Source organism: Lutibacter sp. TH_r2 (genome assembly GCF_033101135.1).
In the GTDB taxonomy this organism is placed as follows: domain Bacteria; phylum Bacteroidota; class Bacteroidia; order Flavobacteriales; family Flavobacteriaceae; genus Lutibacter.
Window position 1 is genome coordinate 508,611 of the sequence record NZ_JAWMPV010000002.1, and the last position, 17,329, is coordinate 525,939.

The 17,329-nt window shown below is 29.9% G+C and carries 12 protein-coding genes, 1 other RNA gene and 1 riboswitch; of the genes, 12 read left to right on the forward strand and 1 reads right to left on the reverse strand.

From position 1 onward, the window contains the following. Positions 1-47: 47 nt before the first annotated feature. A riboswitch (cobalamin riboswitch) is annotated at positions 48-253 on the forward strand. The 3 genes from R3X25_RS09635 to R3X25_RS09645 all read left to right on the forward strand — a co-directional run bounded on the left by R3X25_RS09635 (position 248) and on the right by R3X25_RS09645 (position 3,997). After that, the gene (locus R3X25_RS09635) at positions 248-2,140 is read left to right on the forward strand and encodes a TonB-dependent receptor plug domain-containing protein (RefSeq protein ID WP_317674247.1); all 1,893 of its coding nucleotides are present in this window, start codon (positions 248-250) and stop codon (positions 2,138-2,140) included. It overlaps the preceding riboswitch by 6 nt. A gap of 54 nt (positions 2,141-2,194) precedes the next feature. Next, on the forward strand, positions 2,195-3,199 hold the full coding sequence (locus R3X25_RS09640) for a cell surface protein (protein WP_317674249.1): 1,005 nt from the start codon (positions 2,195-2,197) through the stop codon (positions 3,197-3,199). A 93-nt stretch (positions 3,200-3,292) separates the two neighbouring features. Then, the gene (locus R3X25_RS09645) at positions 3,293-3,997 is read left to right on the forward strand and encodes a diphthine--ammonia ligase (RefSeq protein WP_317674250.1); all 705 of its coding nucleotides are present in this window, start codon (positions 3,293-3,295) and stop codon (positions 3,995-3,997) included. A 7-nt stretch (positions 3,998-4,004) separates the two neighbouring features. Here the strand turns inward: R3X25_RS09645 and R3X25_RS09650 are convergent, their stop codons facing one another. Beyond that, positions 4,005-4,526: a hypothetical protein gene (locus R3X25_RS09650; RefSeq protein WP_317674251.1), complete on the reverse strand. Its 522-nt coding sequence runs from the start codon at positions 4,524-4,526 to the stop codon at positions 4,005-4,007. Between the two features lie 270 nt (positions 4,527-4,796). Between R3X25_RS09650 and R3X25_RS09655 the strand changes: the two genes are divergently transcribed. The 9 genes from R3X25_RS09655 to R3X25_RS09695 all read left to right on the forward strand — a co-directional run bounded on the left by R3X25_RS09655 (position 4,797) and on the right by R3X25_RS09695 (position 17,239). Continuing rightward, a complete protein-coding gene (locus R3X25_RS09655) occupies positions 4,797-6,104 on the forward strand; it encodes an OmpP1/FadL family transporter (RefSeq protein ID WP_317674253.1) in 1,308 nt (435 codons plus the stop codon). A 136-nt stretch (positions 6,105-6,240) separates the two neighbouring features. Continuing rightward, a complete protein-coding gene (locus tag R3X25_RS09660; protein ID WP_317674254.1) occupies positions 6,241-7,404 on the forward strand; it encodes a hypothetical protein in 1,164 nt (387 codons plus the stop codon). Positions 7,405-7,482: 78 nt separating this feature from the next. Further along, positions 7,483-9,819, forward strand: a complete 2,337-nt coding sequence (locus R3X25_RS09665) for an ATP-dependent helicase (protein WP_317674255.1) — start codon at positions 7,483-7,485, stop codon at positions 9,817-9,819. A 105-nt stretch (positions 9,820-9,924) separates the two neighbouring features. Further along, positions 9,925-10,560 carry a DUF4290 domain-containing protein gene (locus R3X25_RS09670; RefSeq protein ID WP_317674257.1) on the forward strand — a complete coding sequence of 212 codons (636 nt, stop codon included), beginning with the start codon at positions 9,925-9,927 and terminating at the stop codon, positions 10,558-10,560. A gap of 17 nt (positions 10,561-10,577) precedes the next feature. After that, complete coding sequence (gene murA, locus R3X25_RS09675; protein WP_317674258.1) at positions 10,578-11,885, forward strand: UDP-N-acetylglucosamine 1-carboxyvinyltransferase; 1,308 nt, start codon at positions 10,578-10,580, stop codon at positions 11,883-11,885. A 216-nt stretch (positions 11,886-12,101) separates the two neighbouring features. Then, on the forward strand, positions 12,102-12,644 hold the full coding sequence (locus tag R3X25_RS09680) for a nucleotide exchange factor GrpE (protein WP_317674259.1): 543 nt from the start codon (positions 12,102-12,104) through the stop codon (positions 12,642-12,644). A gap of 9 nt (positions 12,645-12,653) precedes the next feature. After that, positions 12,654-13,781, forward strand: coding sequence for a molecular chaperone DnaJ (gene dnaJ / locus R3X25_RS09685; protein ID WP_317674260.1), 1,128 nt, complete (start codon positions 12,654-12,656; stop codon positions 13,779-13,781). 159 nt (positions 13,782-13,940) lie between these two features. Continuing rightward, an RNA gene (gene rnpB, locus R3X25_RS09690) (RNase P RNA component class A) lies at positions 13,941-14,237 on the forward strand. Between the two features lie 227 nt (positions 14,238-14,464). Further along, positions 14,465-17,239, forward strand: coding sequence for a bifunctional aconitate hydratase 2/2-methylisocitrate dehydratase (locus tag R3X25_RS09695; RefSeq protein WP_317674261.1), 2,775 nt, complete (start codon positions 14,465-14,467; stop codon positions 17,237-17,239). Positions 17,240-17,329 lie beyond the last annotated feature (90 nt).

The following is a 17,329-nucleotide window of genomic DNA, read 5'->3' on the forward strand; positions in this document are numbered from 1 at the left end:
ATGTAATATTTTTAAAAAATAAAGACACTAATTCATCTTAAATAATTACTTTTGCCACAGATTATGGTTCTTTATTATATTATTATATAATAGCGTGAAAAGGGAATTCGGTTAAACTCCGAAGCTGTACCCGCAACTGTAAGCTTAGCCTTTAAGGTGGTTGTTAAAAACTTTGTCCACTGTTCAAATTTTAGAATGGGAAGGAATTAACAATACGCAAGCCAGGAGACCTGCCGTAACTAAAAAAGTGAGTATTAATAAACTTTCGGGTGAAAAAGTTTTTAAGGTGAAATTTAAATTCAGTATTTTATTTTTAATAGTTTCAATTCAAATTTTTGGACAGTTAGATAGTGTTCAACAATTAGAAGTTGTGAACCTTAGTGGCGCAAAGCTAAAAAAGTACTCTAAAGGTTATAAAGTACTAACACTTTCCGATTCTATAATTATTAAAAACACAGAGTCTTTCACTAATTTATTAAGATTTAATTCTCCAATTTATTTAAAAGAATATGGAGCAGGAGGAACAAGTTCTGCTAGTTTTAGAGGAACAAGTGCTTCGAATACAGCTGTTGTATGGAACGGAATTAATATAAATTCATTAAATAACGGACAAACAGGATTTAATTCATTATCGGTTAATTTAACTGACAATATAGATGTTAGAAGTGGTGGAGGAAGTATTGAATTTGGTTCGGGAGCAATAGGTGGTACGGTTCATTTAAACAATCAATTAACTTTTAATACTGGATTAAAAAATCAAATTGTCTCTTCAGTTGGAAGTTATAATACCTTTAATAATTTGTACAAATTTTCTTATGGAAGTGAAAAATTGGCTGTTAAATTTGGAGTTTCATACAATATATCTGATAATGATTATGAGTGGTTAGGAACCGATTTAAAAAACGAAAATGGTGCCTTTGACAATTTAAGTTTTAATTTAAGTTTAGCTTATAAGTTATCTAATTTCAGTAAGTTAAGTTTATATTCTTCAAATTACACAGGTGAACGAGAGTTTTCGGGAACTTTACCAAATCCTTCAGCGGCAAAAGAAAAATATAAAGATTATAATTTACGAAATGTAGTAACATATAACTATCATAAAAATCAATTTTCACATACTTTAAAAGCTGCATTTTTAAAACAAGAATACAGATATTACATAGATAAAAATAGTAGTAGTTATAACTTTGGAAAGTCTAAAAGATATATTTTTAAATATGATTTTAATTATAAGATAGCTAAAAATTCAAGTGTTGAAACTTTTTCTGAATATGAATCTGCTTTTGGAAAAACAGACCAGATTGAAGAAAAAAATAGAAGACAATTTTCTCAATCAATTATATACACACAAGGCCTTAGTAATTTAATAAATATAAACGCTAAAATTAGAAAAGATTTTAATTCGGATTACAATGTACCTTTAATTTTTGCTTTAGGAGCTGATATTAAAACTTTTAAAAATATTTTAGTTAGAATTAATGGTTCTAAAAACTACAGAGTACCAACGTATAACGATTTGTATTGGCCAGGACAAGGAAATGAAGATTTAATACCAGAAACTTCTGTACAAAGTGAAATAGGGTTTGTATATAATATAAATAATTTAAAATTAGATGTAGGATTTTTCTATATCGACTCTGAAGATAAAATTGTTTGGACACCAAGTGGAGATCCGGAAAGACCTGGAATTTGGGTGCCAATTAATTTGGATAAAACGGAAAATAAAGGAATTGAGTTTACTGCTGATTTTAATAAGAATATTAAAAATCACAACTTTAGTTTCAATTTAAATTATAGCTACACAATAGCAAAAGATAAAGAAAATGATAATTACTTAACCTATGTGCCAAAGCATTTAATGAATGCTTCTTTAGGGTATTCTTTTAAAAGAATTAGTGCATTTTATCAACATTTATTTAATGGTGAAGTATATACAACAACCGATAATATAGATAGTTATACTGTTCCGTATTTCAATATTGGAAATGTTGGTGCAGATTATAAAATTATTCAAAAAACAAATCAAGAGTTTAGTATTGGAGTTAAGGTAAACAATGTATTTAATAAAGAATATGTTGTGTTGCCAAGCAGACCAATGCCTAATAGAAATCTTAATATTAACATAAACTATAAATTTTAAATTATGAAAATCAGTAAATTTTTACTTAGCATATTTGTACTAAGTATATTATTCGTGTCGTGTGATGATGACGATGAACCACAATTACCAAAAGGAGATTATGAAAACGGGATTATTATATCAGGTGAAGGAACAGGTGCTTCTTCTCCTTCTATAACCTATGTTTCTGATGATTTTGCAACAGTAGAGCATCAAATTTACAATAAAGTTAATTCTAAAGAATTTGGAACATATTTACAATCTGTCGCTTTTGACAATGAAAGAGCATTTATTGTAACTGATAACCAAAATACTATTACTGTTGTAGATAGATATACATTTGAAGAATTAGGTACTATTACAACAGATTTAGCTACACCACGTTATATGACTGTTGTAGATGAAAAAGGATATGTAACAAACTGGGGTACAACTGGTGCTTATGTAGCTGAAATTGATTTAACGTCGTATACGGTTTTAAGTAAAACTACAATTAGTTTTGGTCCCGAACGAATTATTGCAGATGGAGGTAAGTTATATGTATCTCATAAAGGAGGTTATGGAACAAATAACGTAATTTCAGTTATTGATATAGCTTCAAAAGTAGTAACAGAAATAACAGTTCAGGATAATCCTGATGAATTATTTATTGATAATTCAGGTGATTTAGTGGTTTTATCTGAAGGAGCAGTACAATATGATGCTTCTTGGAGTGTTATAGGAAATACTATTGGTGCTATTTCAAAAATAAACACAACAACAAATACTGTAGATTCTGAAATTACATTTGAAGAAGGTGTTCACCCAAGTTTATTGGCAAGTAATGGATCTGATTTATATTATGCTATAGGCTCTAAAGTGTTTAAAATGAGTAGTTCAGATACAGCTTTACCTACTGCAGAATTTATTGATACATCTGCAGGATACTTATATGGAATGGCAGTTAATAACAATAATTTATTTATATTAGACGCTAGTTTTACAGCCCAAAGTACTATGGATATCTATAGTATAAGTTCTGGAGCTAAAACAACTTCAGTTGCTGCACCTGTTGCAGCATCAAAAATTTATTTTAACTAATTGTAATAGTTATTTATATTTAAATTGGTAATAGCTTGTATATTTAAGCTATTACCAATTTTTAGTTATAAGGAAAAATAAAAAGTAATTTAGATGAATAAGAAGAAGGCTATTTTTAATTGGAGTGGAGGAAAAGATAGCGCTTTAGCGTTGTATCATGTTTTAAAAGACAATAAGTTTGATATTGCACAGTTAGTTACTACAGTAAATTCAAAGTACAATAGAATTTCTATGCACGGTGTTCGTAATGAATTATTAACGGCTCAAGGTCTAGAATTAGGACTTCCTATAAAAAGAATTTTATTGCCCGAAACACCTTCAATGGAAGATTATGATGCCATCATGAAGGATCAACTTACAGATATAAACAGCCAGAAAATTACGCACAGTATTTTTGGTGATATTTTTTTAGAAGATCTACGAGCATACCGTGAAACAAGGTTAAAAGAAGTAGGTTTAAAAGGTTATTTTCCACTTTGGAAGCGAGATACAACAGAAATTGTAAACGAATTTATTGATTTAGGTTTTAAAACAATTGTAGTTTGTGCAAGTTCAAAACTTTTAGGAAATGATTTTACAGGAAGAATTATAGATAAAGACTTTTTAAAAGATTTGCCTAAAAACGTAGATCCTTGTGGTGAAAATGGTGAGTTTCATACATTTGTATTTGATGGTCCAATTTTTAAAAATCCAATCAAATTTAAATTAGGCGAAAAAACGTACAGAGAGTATGAGATTACTAAAGATGATAATTCAACAAATGCATCTGGTTTTCATTTTTGTGATTTAATCCCTTAATAACAGTTTAAATAATACTTTTTACTTCATTTTTTATATATGAAAGTGCTGTGGTTGAAGGAAAACCATTATTTAAAACTTGTTTTAATACTTCTTCACGCAAGTTTTCAGCAGACTCAATACTACTATCAGCAGCAGTCTTTTTTATTAAATGTACAGTTGCATTTTTTGCAGCAATTACAATACTCCAACATTCATTTGAAATATAAATTTGTTGCGTTAAGTTATGTTCAAACTCTTGGTCAATTGTATTAATTAAACTTTGAGCATATGCAGCTTTATCATTATTTACAGAAGTAACTCTTAATAATAATTTAGAAGGGTTTATACGTTCTAAAAATAGCGTCATTCTTTCATAAGCTTGTAATCTAAGAGGTAGTGATTGCTTTTGATTTTCTTTAAGTACACTTAATTTTAGTTTTCGTTCTTCATTTTTTGTGTGATTAACAAAAAAGTAATAGGCAACAAACCCAGTAACAATTGAAGGTATTGTGTAACTTAATAATTCAATAATACGTTCCAAATCCATATAATTAGTTTAAAATTCAAATATAAAACACCTAATGTAAATATTATAGTTTAGTTTAATAATTTTATGAAATCTGAAATATTTTCATCAAAAAATCGCTAAAAATTAATTTTAACACCATTATACGTAACAAATGTTACAGAATTAAATATTTTAACTGATATTTGTCATCAATTATATTTGACTTTGTTAATATTTTTAACATATAATTCTTTTAAGGCTAAATAAGAAAAGAATTAAAACATCATTAAATTAAACAAACAGAACATTATGAGAAATTTATTTAAGTTAGCTTTTTTGCTATTTTCTGCAGGAGTTTTTGCACAAACGGGTCATATTATGCAAGGTGTTGGTGCCGTTAATATGTCTATGGGTGGAGCTGCAACTGCACAACCAATAGATATTAGTGGAGCAATTCAATGGAATCCTGCATCACTTTCTACATTTGACAATAAAATTTTGAACTTTGATATTGGAGCTTTTTTCTCTTCTCCTGAATTATCTTCTACTTTACCTGCTGGGTTTATGGGAGCTGGTTCTCCTGAATTTTCTGGAGTAACCGAAGATGATAGAGGTGTTTCACCAATGCCTTCAGTAGCAATGGTTTGGGGTAAAGAAGATAGTAAACACACATTTGGTGTTTCTGCTTTTGGTATTAGTGGTTTTGGGGTTACTTTTCCTGAAAGTATGACCAACGCTATTAATATGCCGCAAAGTATGGGTGGATTTGGACATATTGAATCAGACTATATGTTATTACAAGTTGGTTTAACGTGGGCTTATGAAATTACAGATAATTTTTCAATAGGTATTCAACCAAATTTTAATTATGCTAGTTTAGAATTAGCACCTAACCCATTAGCTTCTCCAAGTATGACTTTGGGGTATCCAGTAAGTGATAAAGCTTCTGCAATTGGTTTTGGAGCACAGTTTGGATTGTATTATGAATCTGATGGAGGTGTTAAAGTAGGTGCATCGTACAAAACAGGACAAAAATTTAGTGACTTTGAATTTAGTAATACTTATTTAGACGGTTCGGCAGCACCAGATGTTGATTTCCAAATGGATTATCCAGCAATTTTATCGTTCGGTCTTGGTTATTCAACTAGTAATTTTGATTTAGCTGCTGATATTAGATATGTAGATTATGAAAATACCGAAGGTTTTGAAGCTAGTGGATGGACACAAACAGCTTCAGTAGCTGGTTTTGGTTGGGAAAATATAGCTATTTTCTCTGCTGGTATTCAATACAAAGGTATTGATAAATTACCATTACGTTTTGGGTATACGCATAGTACAAATCCTATTAATGAAGATTTAGCATTTTTCTCTATACCAGCAACAGCTGTAATTAAAAACGCATACCAATTTGGTTTTGGATATGAATTTACCGATAAGCTAACAATTAATGGTTTATACCACCATGGATCTAGTGATGGAAAAACCGAAGGTTCTATGTTAAGTCCAATGGCTATTGCTCCAACAAACCCAACAGGTGCAATTCCAGGAACAAAAGTAGGTTATGAAATGACAACAGACTTAATAACAATTGGTGTGTCATATAAATTTTTAAAATAATCAATTTTAATATTATGAAAAGCGGCTTAATAGCCGCTTTTTTTATATCCAATTTTAATGTTTCTTTGTAGTTGAAGAAATAATTATGTTAAAAACATCCATCCATCTCACAATTTTAAAATTTTCATTTTTTTTATTGTTTATTTCTGCATTTTATGGATTCTTAATGCGTTGGAATTTTTCTTTTCCTATCAAAAATTTTGACTATAAAAATATTTTACAAAGTCATTCACATGTAGCATTTTTAGGTTGGGGATATTTAGGTGTACTTATTTTAATAATTAGGTTTTTTGTTGATGTTAAACAATGGAAATCTAAAATATATTTGTTTACACTTTTGGTAATGTTACTTTGTATTGTATTAATGCTATTTAGCTTTCCGTTAGTAGGTTACAAGGCTTTTTCTATAATAGTATTGTCGGTTTTTGGTATTACATCTTATGGCATATCTTTTAAACTATTAAAAGATATAAAAGAAATTTCGTATAGTAGTAAATTAGTGAGATTTGGAATTTATTACTATCTACTTTCTAGTTTAGCAACATGGTTTTTGGCATATGTTATAGTTACACAAGGTAAAACAGAATTGTATTACAATACAGTGTATTTTTACCTTCACTTTTTATACAATGGATTTTTTGTTTTTGCCCTTTTTGGTTTGTTTTTAAAACTATTAGAAAATAAAAAAATATCAATTTCAAATAAACACCAAAAGTATTTTTTTATATTTTTAAATTTAGCCTGTATTCCAGCATATTTTCTTTCAGTTTTATGGAGTGACGTTTCAATAATGTTTAATGTTTTAGGAGGATTAGCAGCCTTATTTCAAATTATTTCTCTTTTATATTTGATAAAACTTGTTGGTAAGTTTTTAACAGTAAAAACATTGAGTAAAGTTTCCAAGGCATTATTTTTATTTTCAATAGCTTCATATAGTTTAAAATTAAGTATTCAGTTTTTTTCAGCATTTCCATATTTTGTAACTAAATCAATTGCATTAAAACCATTTTTAATTATTGGCTATTTACATTTGTTTACGTTAGGTTTTATGACTGTTTTTATATTTTTTCTTTTAAATGAATCTAATATTATAAAGCTTAAATCAATCTATTCAAAAATAGGTGTATACCTTACTTTAATTGGTGTTTTAGTTACAGAATTATTAATGTTTAGTCAAGGTTTTTTATTGATGATTAATCAAGGGATTATTCAGAATTATCACCTTAATTTATTAATTGCAAGTGTTATTTTAATGGTAGGTATATTTTTAGTAGCTACAGTTCAAATTTTTAGAAAATAAATTATTTAAGTATTGTCAATAACTTTTATTGCTCAACTTACTTTAGAATAGTACTTTTGAATTTTATAGAAAAATTGAGTGAATACTTACCTAGAAAATCTTAACGAATCTCAAAAAGCGGCTGTTTTACATAAAAACGGCCCAATGATTATTATTGCTGGAGCTGGTTCAGGAAAAACACGTGTTTTAATGTATAGGATTGCATATTTAATGCAACAAAATGTAGATCCATTTAACATATTAGCACTAACTTTTACCAACAAAGCAGCTCGAGAAATGAAAGAGCGTATTGCAACTGTAGTTGGTACTTCCGAGGCAAAAAACTTATGGATGGGAACATTTCACTCTGTTTTTGCTAGAATTCTTCGTTCAGAAAGTGATAAACTAGGGTTTCCTAAAAATTTTACAATTTACGATACGCAAGATTCTGTGCGCTTAATAAGTTCAATTATTAAAGAGCTACAATTAGACAAAGAAAGATATAAACCAAAACAGGTTTTAAGTAGAATATCTTCATTTAAAAATAGTTTAATTACAGTTAAAGCGTATTATAACAATCCAGAATTAATTGAAGCCGATAAAATGGCTCAACGTCCTAAAGTTGGTGAAATTTACAATCAATATGTAGAAAGGTGTTTTAAAGCTGGAGCTATGGATTTTGATGATTTATTGTTAAGAACCAACGAGTTATTGACAAGGTTTCCAGAGGTTTTAGCTAAATATCAAGATAGATTTAGATATATTTTAGTTGATGAGTACCAAGATACAAACCATTCGCAATATTTAATTGTAAGAGCGTTAGCAGATAGATTTCAAAACGTTTGTGTTGTTGGTGACGATTCTCAAAGTATTTACGGGTTTAGAGGTGCAAATATTCAAAATATATTAAATTTTCAAAAAGATTATTCAAATGCCGCTATCTATAAATTAGAACAAAACTATAGATCTTCAAAAAATATTGTAGAGGCAGCCAATAGTGTTATTGAAAAAAACAAAACTAAATTAGACAAAGAAATTTGGACTGATAATGATGCTGGAGATTTAATAAAAGTAATGCGAACTTTTACAGAAGCTGATGAAGGTAGATATGTTGCAAATACCATTTTTGATGCTAAAATGAATTTACAACTTAATAACGATCAGTTTGCAATTTTGTATAGAACAAATGCGCAATCAAGAGCTATTGAAGATGCATTGCGTAAAAAAGACATAAAATATAAAATTTACGGAGGTTTATCATTCTACCAACGTAAAGAAATTAAAGATACATTAGCATATTTGCGTTTACTTATAAACCCAAATGATGAAGAAGCACTTAAAAGAGTTATAAACTATCCAATGCGTGGAATTGGAGCAACAACAATAGATAAATTAAGTGTTGCAGCAAACCACTATAAAAAATCGATTTTTGAATTGCTTCAAACCATAAATTTAACAGATGTAAATATTAATTCGGGTACAAAAACAAAGTTAGAAAACTTTGTAACCATGATTAAGCACTTTCAAATTGAAGCACAAACAAAAAACGCATTTGAAGTAGCAGAACTTGTTGTAAAACAAACACGTTTAATTAAAGATTTAGAAAAAGATGGAACTCCTGAAGGTGTAAGTAGAGTAGAAAATGTTCAAGAATTATTAAACGGAATTAAAGATTTTATTGAAGTTCAAAAAGAAAAAGGAGAAGAAGATTCTTTAGCTTTTTTTCTAGAAGATGTAGCGTTGGCAACTGATTTTGATAGTGAAAAAGAAGGTGATGAGCCAAGAGTGTCATTAATGACAATTCATTTATCAAAAGGTTTAGAATTTCCTCATGTATTTATAGTTGGATTGGAAGATAATTTGTTTCCTTCAGCAATGAGTATGAATACACGAAGTGAATTAGAAGAAGAACGTAGATTGTTTTATGTAGCACTAACAAGAGCCGAACAACAAGCATACTTAAGTTATGCACAAACACGTTATAGATGGGGAAAATTAGTTGATTGTGAACCAAGTAGATTTTTAGAAGAAATTAATGAAAATTATTTAGAACATTTAGCTCCAGCACCAAAAGCAGTTTCTCAAAATAAATTTATAAACGATGCTATTTTTGGAAGTGTTCCACAAAATAAAATTCGATTTAAAAAACCAATACAACGCACACCTGAAAAGAAAAAAGCGACACCAAGAGCTCAATTTGTACCACCAAAAAACTTAAAAAAAGTTACCGAAACCAAATCAAATCAAAATAGCCAAGCTAATTTATTTGATAGCGATGTTACTGTTGGAAATATAGTTGAACACACAAAATTTGGAAAAGGAAAAGTTATAAGTTTAGAAGGAAACGGTGCTAATAAAAAAGCCGAAATTCAATTTGCTTCAGTAGGTATAAAAAAATTATTATTACAATTCGCAAAACTTAAAATTATAGGTTAATTTCATATTGAAATCCAAAATTTAAGTTGTAATTTGCATTTATAAAAAATAAAAAGAAAAATGTTTACAGCACAACATTTTTCTATAGAATTAATGAATAGATAGATGGAATATAATTTAGAATACAATTCAGATAGAGAAAAATTAATAATACCAGAATATGGTAGACATATACAAAAATTAGTAAATCACTGTATTAATTTAGAAACAAAAGAGGAGCGAAATAAAATGGCGAGAGCTATTGTAGATGTTATGGGAAATCTTCAACCACATTTACGCGATGTTCCTGATTTTAAACATAAATTATGGGATCAGTTATTTATAATAGCAGATTTTAATTTAGATGTAGACTCACCATACGATAAGCCAGAAAAAGAAATTTTACAAGCAAAACCAGAACCTTTAAAATACCCAAAATCAGCAACAAAATATCGTTTTTACGGAAACAATATTCAAATAATGATTGATACTGCTTTAACTTGGGAAGAAGGTGAAGTACGTGATGCACTTTATTTTACTATAGCTAACCATATGAAAAAATGTTATCTAAATTGGAATAAAGATACAGTTGATGATACGGTAATTTTTAAACATTTAACTGAATTATCGGATGGTAAAATAGATTTAACAAAATCAGAAGAAGTTTTATCTGAATTTAAAGATATTAATAGAAAACAGCGTAAAAATACACAGCAAAAAGGTCGTCAACACAACCAAGGTCATTATAAAAAAAAGAAATAACCTAAAAACTAAACCAAATGTCTACATTTATTATTGAAGGAGGACATAAATTAAGCGGAAGCATTACTCCTCAAGGTGCAAAAAATGAAGCGCTTCAAGTTATTTGCGCTGTACTTTTAACTAAAGAAGAAGTTACTATTAGTAACATTCCAGACATAATAGATGTAAATAAGTTAATTTTTATTTTAGGTGAATTAGGTGTTAAAACCAAAAAAGTAGCCAAAGAAACCTATAGTTTTAAAGCTGATGATTTAGATTTATTCTATTTAGAATCAGATAAATTTAAAAAGGATGGAAGCTCTTTACGTGGATCCATAATGATTGTTGGTCCATTATTAGCTCGTTTTGGAAAAGGATATATTCCACGTCCAGGAGGAGATAAAATAGGAAGAAGACGTTTAGATACTCATTTTGAAGGCTTTATAAAGTTAGGCGCAAAGTTTCGTTACAATAAAGATGAAAAGTTTTATGGTGTAGAAGCAGATGAACTTAAAGGTACAGACATGCTTTTAGACGAGGCTTCAGTAACTGGTACAGCTAATATTGTAATGGCTGCAGTTTTAGCTAAAGGAATCACAACTATTTACAACGCAGCTTGTGAACCTTATCTTCAACAGTTGTGTAAAATGTTGAATAAAATGGGTGCTAAAATATCAGGTGTTGGATCCAACTTACTAACTATTGAAGGTGTTGAAAAGTTAGGTGGATGTAAACACAGAATTTTACCAGATATGATTGAAATTGGTAGCTGGATTGGTATGGCTGCTATGACTAAATCTTCATTAACAATTAAAGATGTTAGTTGGGACGATTTAGGTTTAATTCCAAGAGTTTTTAAAAAAATGGGAATTAATTTAGAACGTAAAGGAGATGATATTTTTATTCCAGAACAAAAAAGTTACGAAGTCCAAAGTTTTATCGATGGTTCTATTTTAACCATTTCAGATGCACCTTGGCCAGGATTTACACCAGATTTATTAAGCATTATTTTGGTAGTTGCTACGCAAGCAAAAGGAAGTGTACTAATACATCAAAAAATGTTCGAAAGTCGTTTATTCTTTGTAGATAAGTTAATAGATATGGGAGCAAAGGTTATTTTATGTGATCCACATAGAGCAACTGTTATTGGTATGGATCATAAATCAAGTTTAAAAGGTACCACAATGACTTCCCCAGATATTAGAGCTGGTATTTCGTTATTAATTGCTGCACTTTCAGCTAAAGGTACATCCACAATTCATAATATAGAGCAAATAGATAGAGGTTATCAAAATATTGACGAACGCCTTAAAGCTATTGGAGCAAGAATAACTAGAGCCGACTAGATTTAACAAACACACTTTTCCACTATCATAATCTTTTGAAAAAATAGAAATAATTAGCTCATTTCCATTTTTAAAATTGCTATACTTTAATGCGTTTTAATTGCAATTACGTCCTATTTATAAATAATTTTTTAAATATCAATGTCATATTGGCATATCTCAAAAAATGGCAATACTTTTGCAATCAAATTTTTGAAATTTTTTTAAGAAGCAATTATGAGCAAAAAAGAAAATACTAAACCTGCACAAGATGAAGTGCAAGAGCAAGATATAAACCAGGAAGAAACTCTAAATGATACACCAGAGGTGAGTAAAGAAGAGCAATTAGAAAAAGATCTAGCTCAAGAAAAAGATAAATTTTTAAGGTTATTTGCTGAATTTGAAAATTACAAGCGAAGAACTGCAAAAGAACGTGTAGAGCTATTTAAAACTGCCAATGAAGATTTAATGACAGTTTTATTGCCAATATTGGACGATTTCGACAGAGGTTTAAGCGAAATTAAAAAAGCTAAAGACAAAGAATTGTTAAAAGGTATGGAGTTAATTAAAAATAAACTTTCAAACTCTTTAACACAAAAAGGTTTAAGCACTATTGAAGTAAAGCAAGGAGATGTTTTTGATGTTGAACTTCATGAAGCTATTACACAAATTCCAGCACCTTCCGATAAGTTAAAAGGAAAAATAATTGATGTAATTGAAAGAGGATATAAACTTGGAGATAAAGTAATTAGATATCCAAAAGTTGTTGTTGGACAATAAAATATAAAAATGAAACAAGATTACTACGAAATATTAGGAATTTCTAAAAGTGCTTCAGCACCAGAAATAAAAAAAGCTTACCGTAAAATGGCAATTAAATATCATCCAGATAAAAATCCGGATGATAAATCTGCTGAAGAAAAGTTTAAACAAGCTGCAGAAGCGTATGAAATTTTAAGCGACGAAAATAAAAAAGCACGTTACGATCAATATGGACACGCAGCCTTTGAAGGTGGTCAAGGTGGTTTTGGCGGTGGCGGAATGAATATGGATGACATATTTAGTCAGTTTGGTGATATTTTTGGCGGTGCTTTTGGTGGTGGCGGTGGCTTTGGCGGTTTTGGCGGCGGCGGTCGTGGAAGAGCTATGGTTAAAGGAAGTAACTTAAGAATTCGAGTAAAGCTTACACTAGAAGAAATTGCAAATGGAGTTGAGAAAAAAGTAAAAGTTAAACGTAAAATTAAAGCTGCAGGGGTTACATATAAAACGTGTTCAAATTGTAATGGAACAGGTCAAGTTATGCGTGTAACTAATACAATTTTAGGTAGAATGCAATCAGCTTCCACATGTCCTACATGTCAAGGAGCAGGAGAGGTTATAAATAATAGACCAAAAGGTTCTGATGCTAGTGGATTAATTTTAGATGAAGAAACAGTTTCAATAAAAATACCAGCAGGTGTTACTGAAGGTGTTCAGTTAAAAGTAAATGGAAAAGGAAATGCAGCACCAGGTAATAGCTCTTTAGATGGAGATTTATTAGTAGTAATTCAAGAAGAAGCACATCCAACTTTAAAACGAGAAGGTACAAATCTTCATTTTGATTTATATATTAATTATTCTGAAGCAGTATTAGGAGTTAGTAAAAATATAGATACCGTAACTGGAAAAGTAAAAATTAAAATTGAGCCAGGAACACAATCAGGAAAAATATTAAGATTACGAGGAAAAGGTTTACCTAGTATTGATCATTATGGAAATGGTGATTTATTAATTCACACCAATGTTTGGACTCCTCAAAATTTAAATAAAGAACAAAAAAAGTTTTTTGAGTCTATGTTAGAAGATGAAAATTTTACGCCTTCACCTTCACTAAATGATAAATCTTTTTTTGAAAAAGTAAAAGACATGTTTTCGTAAATAATTAGTAATAATTATTATATAAAAACATAAAATTTATATATTTGTAGTGTTATTAGATGTATTTCTAATAACACTTTTTCTTTTTCATAGCAATTTTCCCACTCATAGTATTGAGTGGGTTTTTTTATGCAATAATTTAGCGTACTTTTGCCGCATTAAGTAGGTCGTCTTATCGCTCAATTAATTGAGAGGAAAGTCCGGACACCATAGAGTAGCATAGCGGATAACATCCGTCCAACGTGAGTTGAGGACAAGTGCAACAGAAAGCAAGTACAGTTCGGCTGTAGTGAAACCAGGTAAACTCTATGCGGTGCAATGCCACGTATATTGAAATTTTAAGGCTACTCGTCTTATTTCAAGGGGTAGGCAGCTTTAATTGTTAAGTAATTAGCAATATAGATAAATGATAAGAGCTTTTAAGTACAAAATCCGGCTTATAGACCTACTTAATTTTTTTGAAAAATTCATATTTAAAACGTTTTCGAGCCTGTTTATTGAGTTTTTGAAAAAAAATTATGCTCTATAAATATTTTTCAGTAAAAATACTTCACTTTTAAAGGTTTTGTTTAAATAAAACATCCTTTTTTGTAAATTCGCTCAATTACAAATAAATTAAAATAAAACTACAAAATAGTACTTTTGATTTAGTAAAAATTAAAAGTTAAATTTTCAGAATAATTATGAAGAGTTATAAAGATTACATTAAGCAGATTGAAGAAAGAAAAGTGCAAGGGCTTCAGCCACAGCCAATTGATGGAGCAGAATTATTAAGCGAAATTATTGAACAAATAAAAGATGTAAATAATAAAAATAGAGAAGATTCTCTTAATTTCTTTATTTATAATGTTTTACCAGGAACCACAAGTGCTGCTAGTGTAAAAGCGAAATTTTTAAAGGAAATTATTTTAGGTAAATCTTTGGTTAAAGAAATTACCCCTTCATTTGCTTTAGAACAATTATCACATATGAAGGGTGGACCTTCAGTTGAAGTGCTTTTGGATTTAGCTTTAGGAGTTGATAAAGCTTTAGCAAAACAAGCTGCTGATATTTTAAAAACTCAAGTTTTTCTTTATGAAGCAGATACTACACGTTTAGAAAAAGCTTTTAAGGAAGGTAATGAAATTGCAAAGGAAATTATTGAAAGTTATGCAAAGGCTGAATTTTTTACAAAACTTCCAGATATTGCTGAAAAAATAGAAGTTGTTACATACATAGCTGGAGTTGGCGATATTTCTACAGATTTATTATCTCCAGGTGGTGATGCTCATTCTCGTTCAGACCGTGAGTTACATGGTCAGTGTATGTTTGAGCATAATAAAGAGATGCAAAATGAATTGTTAGCGTTAAAAGAAAAACACCCTGATAAGCGTGTAATGCTAATTGCAGAAAAAGGTACCATGGGAGTTGGATCTTCTAGAATGTCTGGTGTTAACAACGTTGCATTATGGACAGGTATTCCTTCTAGTCCTTATGTTCCTTTTATCAATATTGCTCCAGTAATTGCTGGTACTAATGGCATAGCTCCAATTTTTTTAACAACTGTTGGCGTAACTGGTGGTATTGGGTTAGATATTAAAAATTGGGTAAAGCAGAAAGATGCAGATGGTAATACCATTGTTGATGAAGATGGAGAACCAGTTTTAAAACAAATGTATTCTGTAGAAACAGGTACTGTTTTAACAATTAATACAAAAGAGAAAAAATTATACCATGGAAATGTTGAGTTAAAAGATATTTCAGCTGCATTTACGCCTCAAAAAATGGAGTTTATGAAAGCAGGTGGTTCTTACGCGGTTGTTTTCGGGAAAAAATTACAAACCTTTGCATGTAAAGTTTTAGGTATTGAAGTACCTCAAGTTTACGCACCTTCAAAAGAAGTTTCTATAGAGGGACAAGGTTTAACTGCGGTAGAAAAAATATTCAATAAAAATGCAGTAGGTACTTCAGGAGCTATATTACATGCAGGATCATATGTTCGTGCAGAAGTAAATATTGTAGGTTCTCAAGATACAACAGGTTTAATGACTTCTCAAGAATTAGAAATGATGGCTGCTACAGTTATCTCTCCTATTGTTGATGGTGCATACCAATCAGGTTGTCATACAGCATCAGTTTGGGATAGTAAATCTAAAGCAAACATTCCAAGGTTAATGAGTTTTATGAACGACTTTGGTTTAATTACAGGTAGAGATCCTAAAGGAAAATATTTTCCAATGACAGATGTTATTCATAAAGTACTTAATGATATTACAGTAGGTGATTGGGACATAATTATTGGTGGAGATTCACATACACGTATGTCTAAAGGTGTTGCTTTTGGTGCAGATTCAGGTACAGTTGCTTTAGCACTAGCTACAGGTGAGGCTTCTATGCCAATACCAGAATCGGTTAAAGTAACCTTTAAAGGAGAAATGAAATCGTATATGGATTTTCGTGATGTAGTACACGCTACTCAACAACAAATGTTAAAACAATTTGGTGGAGAAAATGTTTTCCAAGGACGTGTAATTGAAGTGCATATAGGAACATTAACAGCAGATCAAGCCTTTACTTTTACAGATTGGACTGCTGAAATGAAAGCAAAAGCTTCTATTTGTATTTCAGAAGATGATACTTTAGTGGAATCTTTAGAAATTGCAAAAGGGCGTATCCAGATTATGATTGATAAAGGAATGGATAACGAAAAACAAGTACTTAAAGGTCTAATACATAAAGCAAATACTAGAATAGAAGAGATTAAATCAGGTGCAAAGCCAGCATTAATACCAGACGCAAATGCAAAATATTCTGCGGAAGTTGTTGTTGATCTAGATAAAATAAACGAACCAATGATTGCTGATCCAGATGTTTATAATGAAGATGAATCTAAAAGGTATACACACGATACCATTAGACCATTATCATACTACGGTGGAAATAAAAAAGTTGATTTAGGATTTATAGGCTCGTGTATGGTTCATAAGGGAGACATGAAAATTCTTGCACAGATGTTAAAAAATATTGAACAACAACAAGGTGAAGTTAAATTTAAAGCGCCATTAGTTGTTGCACCACCTACGTATAATATTGTTGATGAATTAAAAGTTGAAGGTGATTGGGAAGTATTACAAAAATATTCAGGTTTTGAATTTGATGATAATGATCCTAAAGATGTAGCTCGTACTAAATACGAAAACATGTTGTATTTAGAACGTCCAGGTTGTAACCTTTGTATGGGTAACCAAGAAAAAGCTGAACCAGGAGATACTGTAATGGCAACTTCTACACGTTTATTTCAAGGTAGAGTTGTTAAAGATTCAGGCGAGAAAAAAGGAGAATCATTACTTTCATCAACTCCAGTAGTTGTTATTTCAACAATTTTAGGAAGAACACCTAATATAGAGGAATACGAAGCAGCAGTAAAAGGAATTAACTTAACAAAATTTAAACCATCACATAAATTGTTAGTTAAATAATTATTACAATATATAATTAAAAAAAGCTTGAATTTTAAATTCAAGCTTTTTTTTTGGTATTAATTTAGTTTATACTCTCATACATATTTG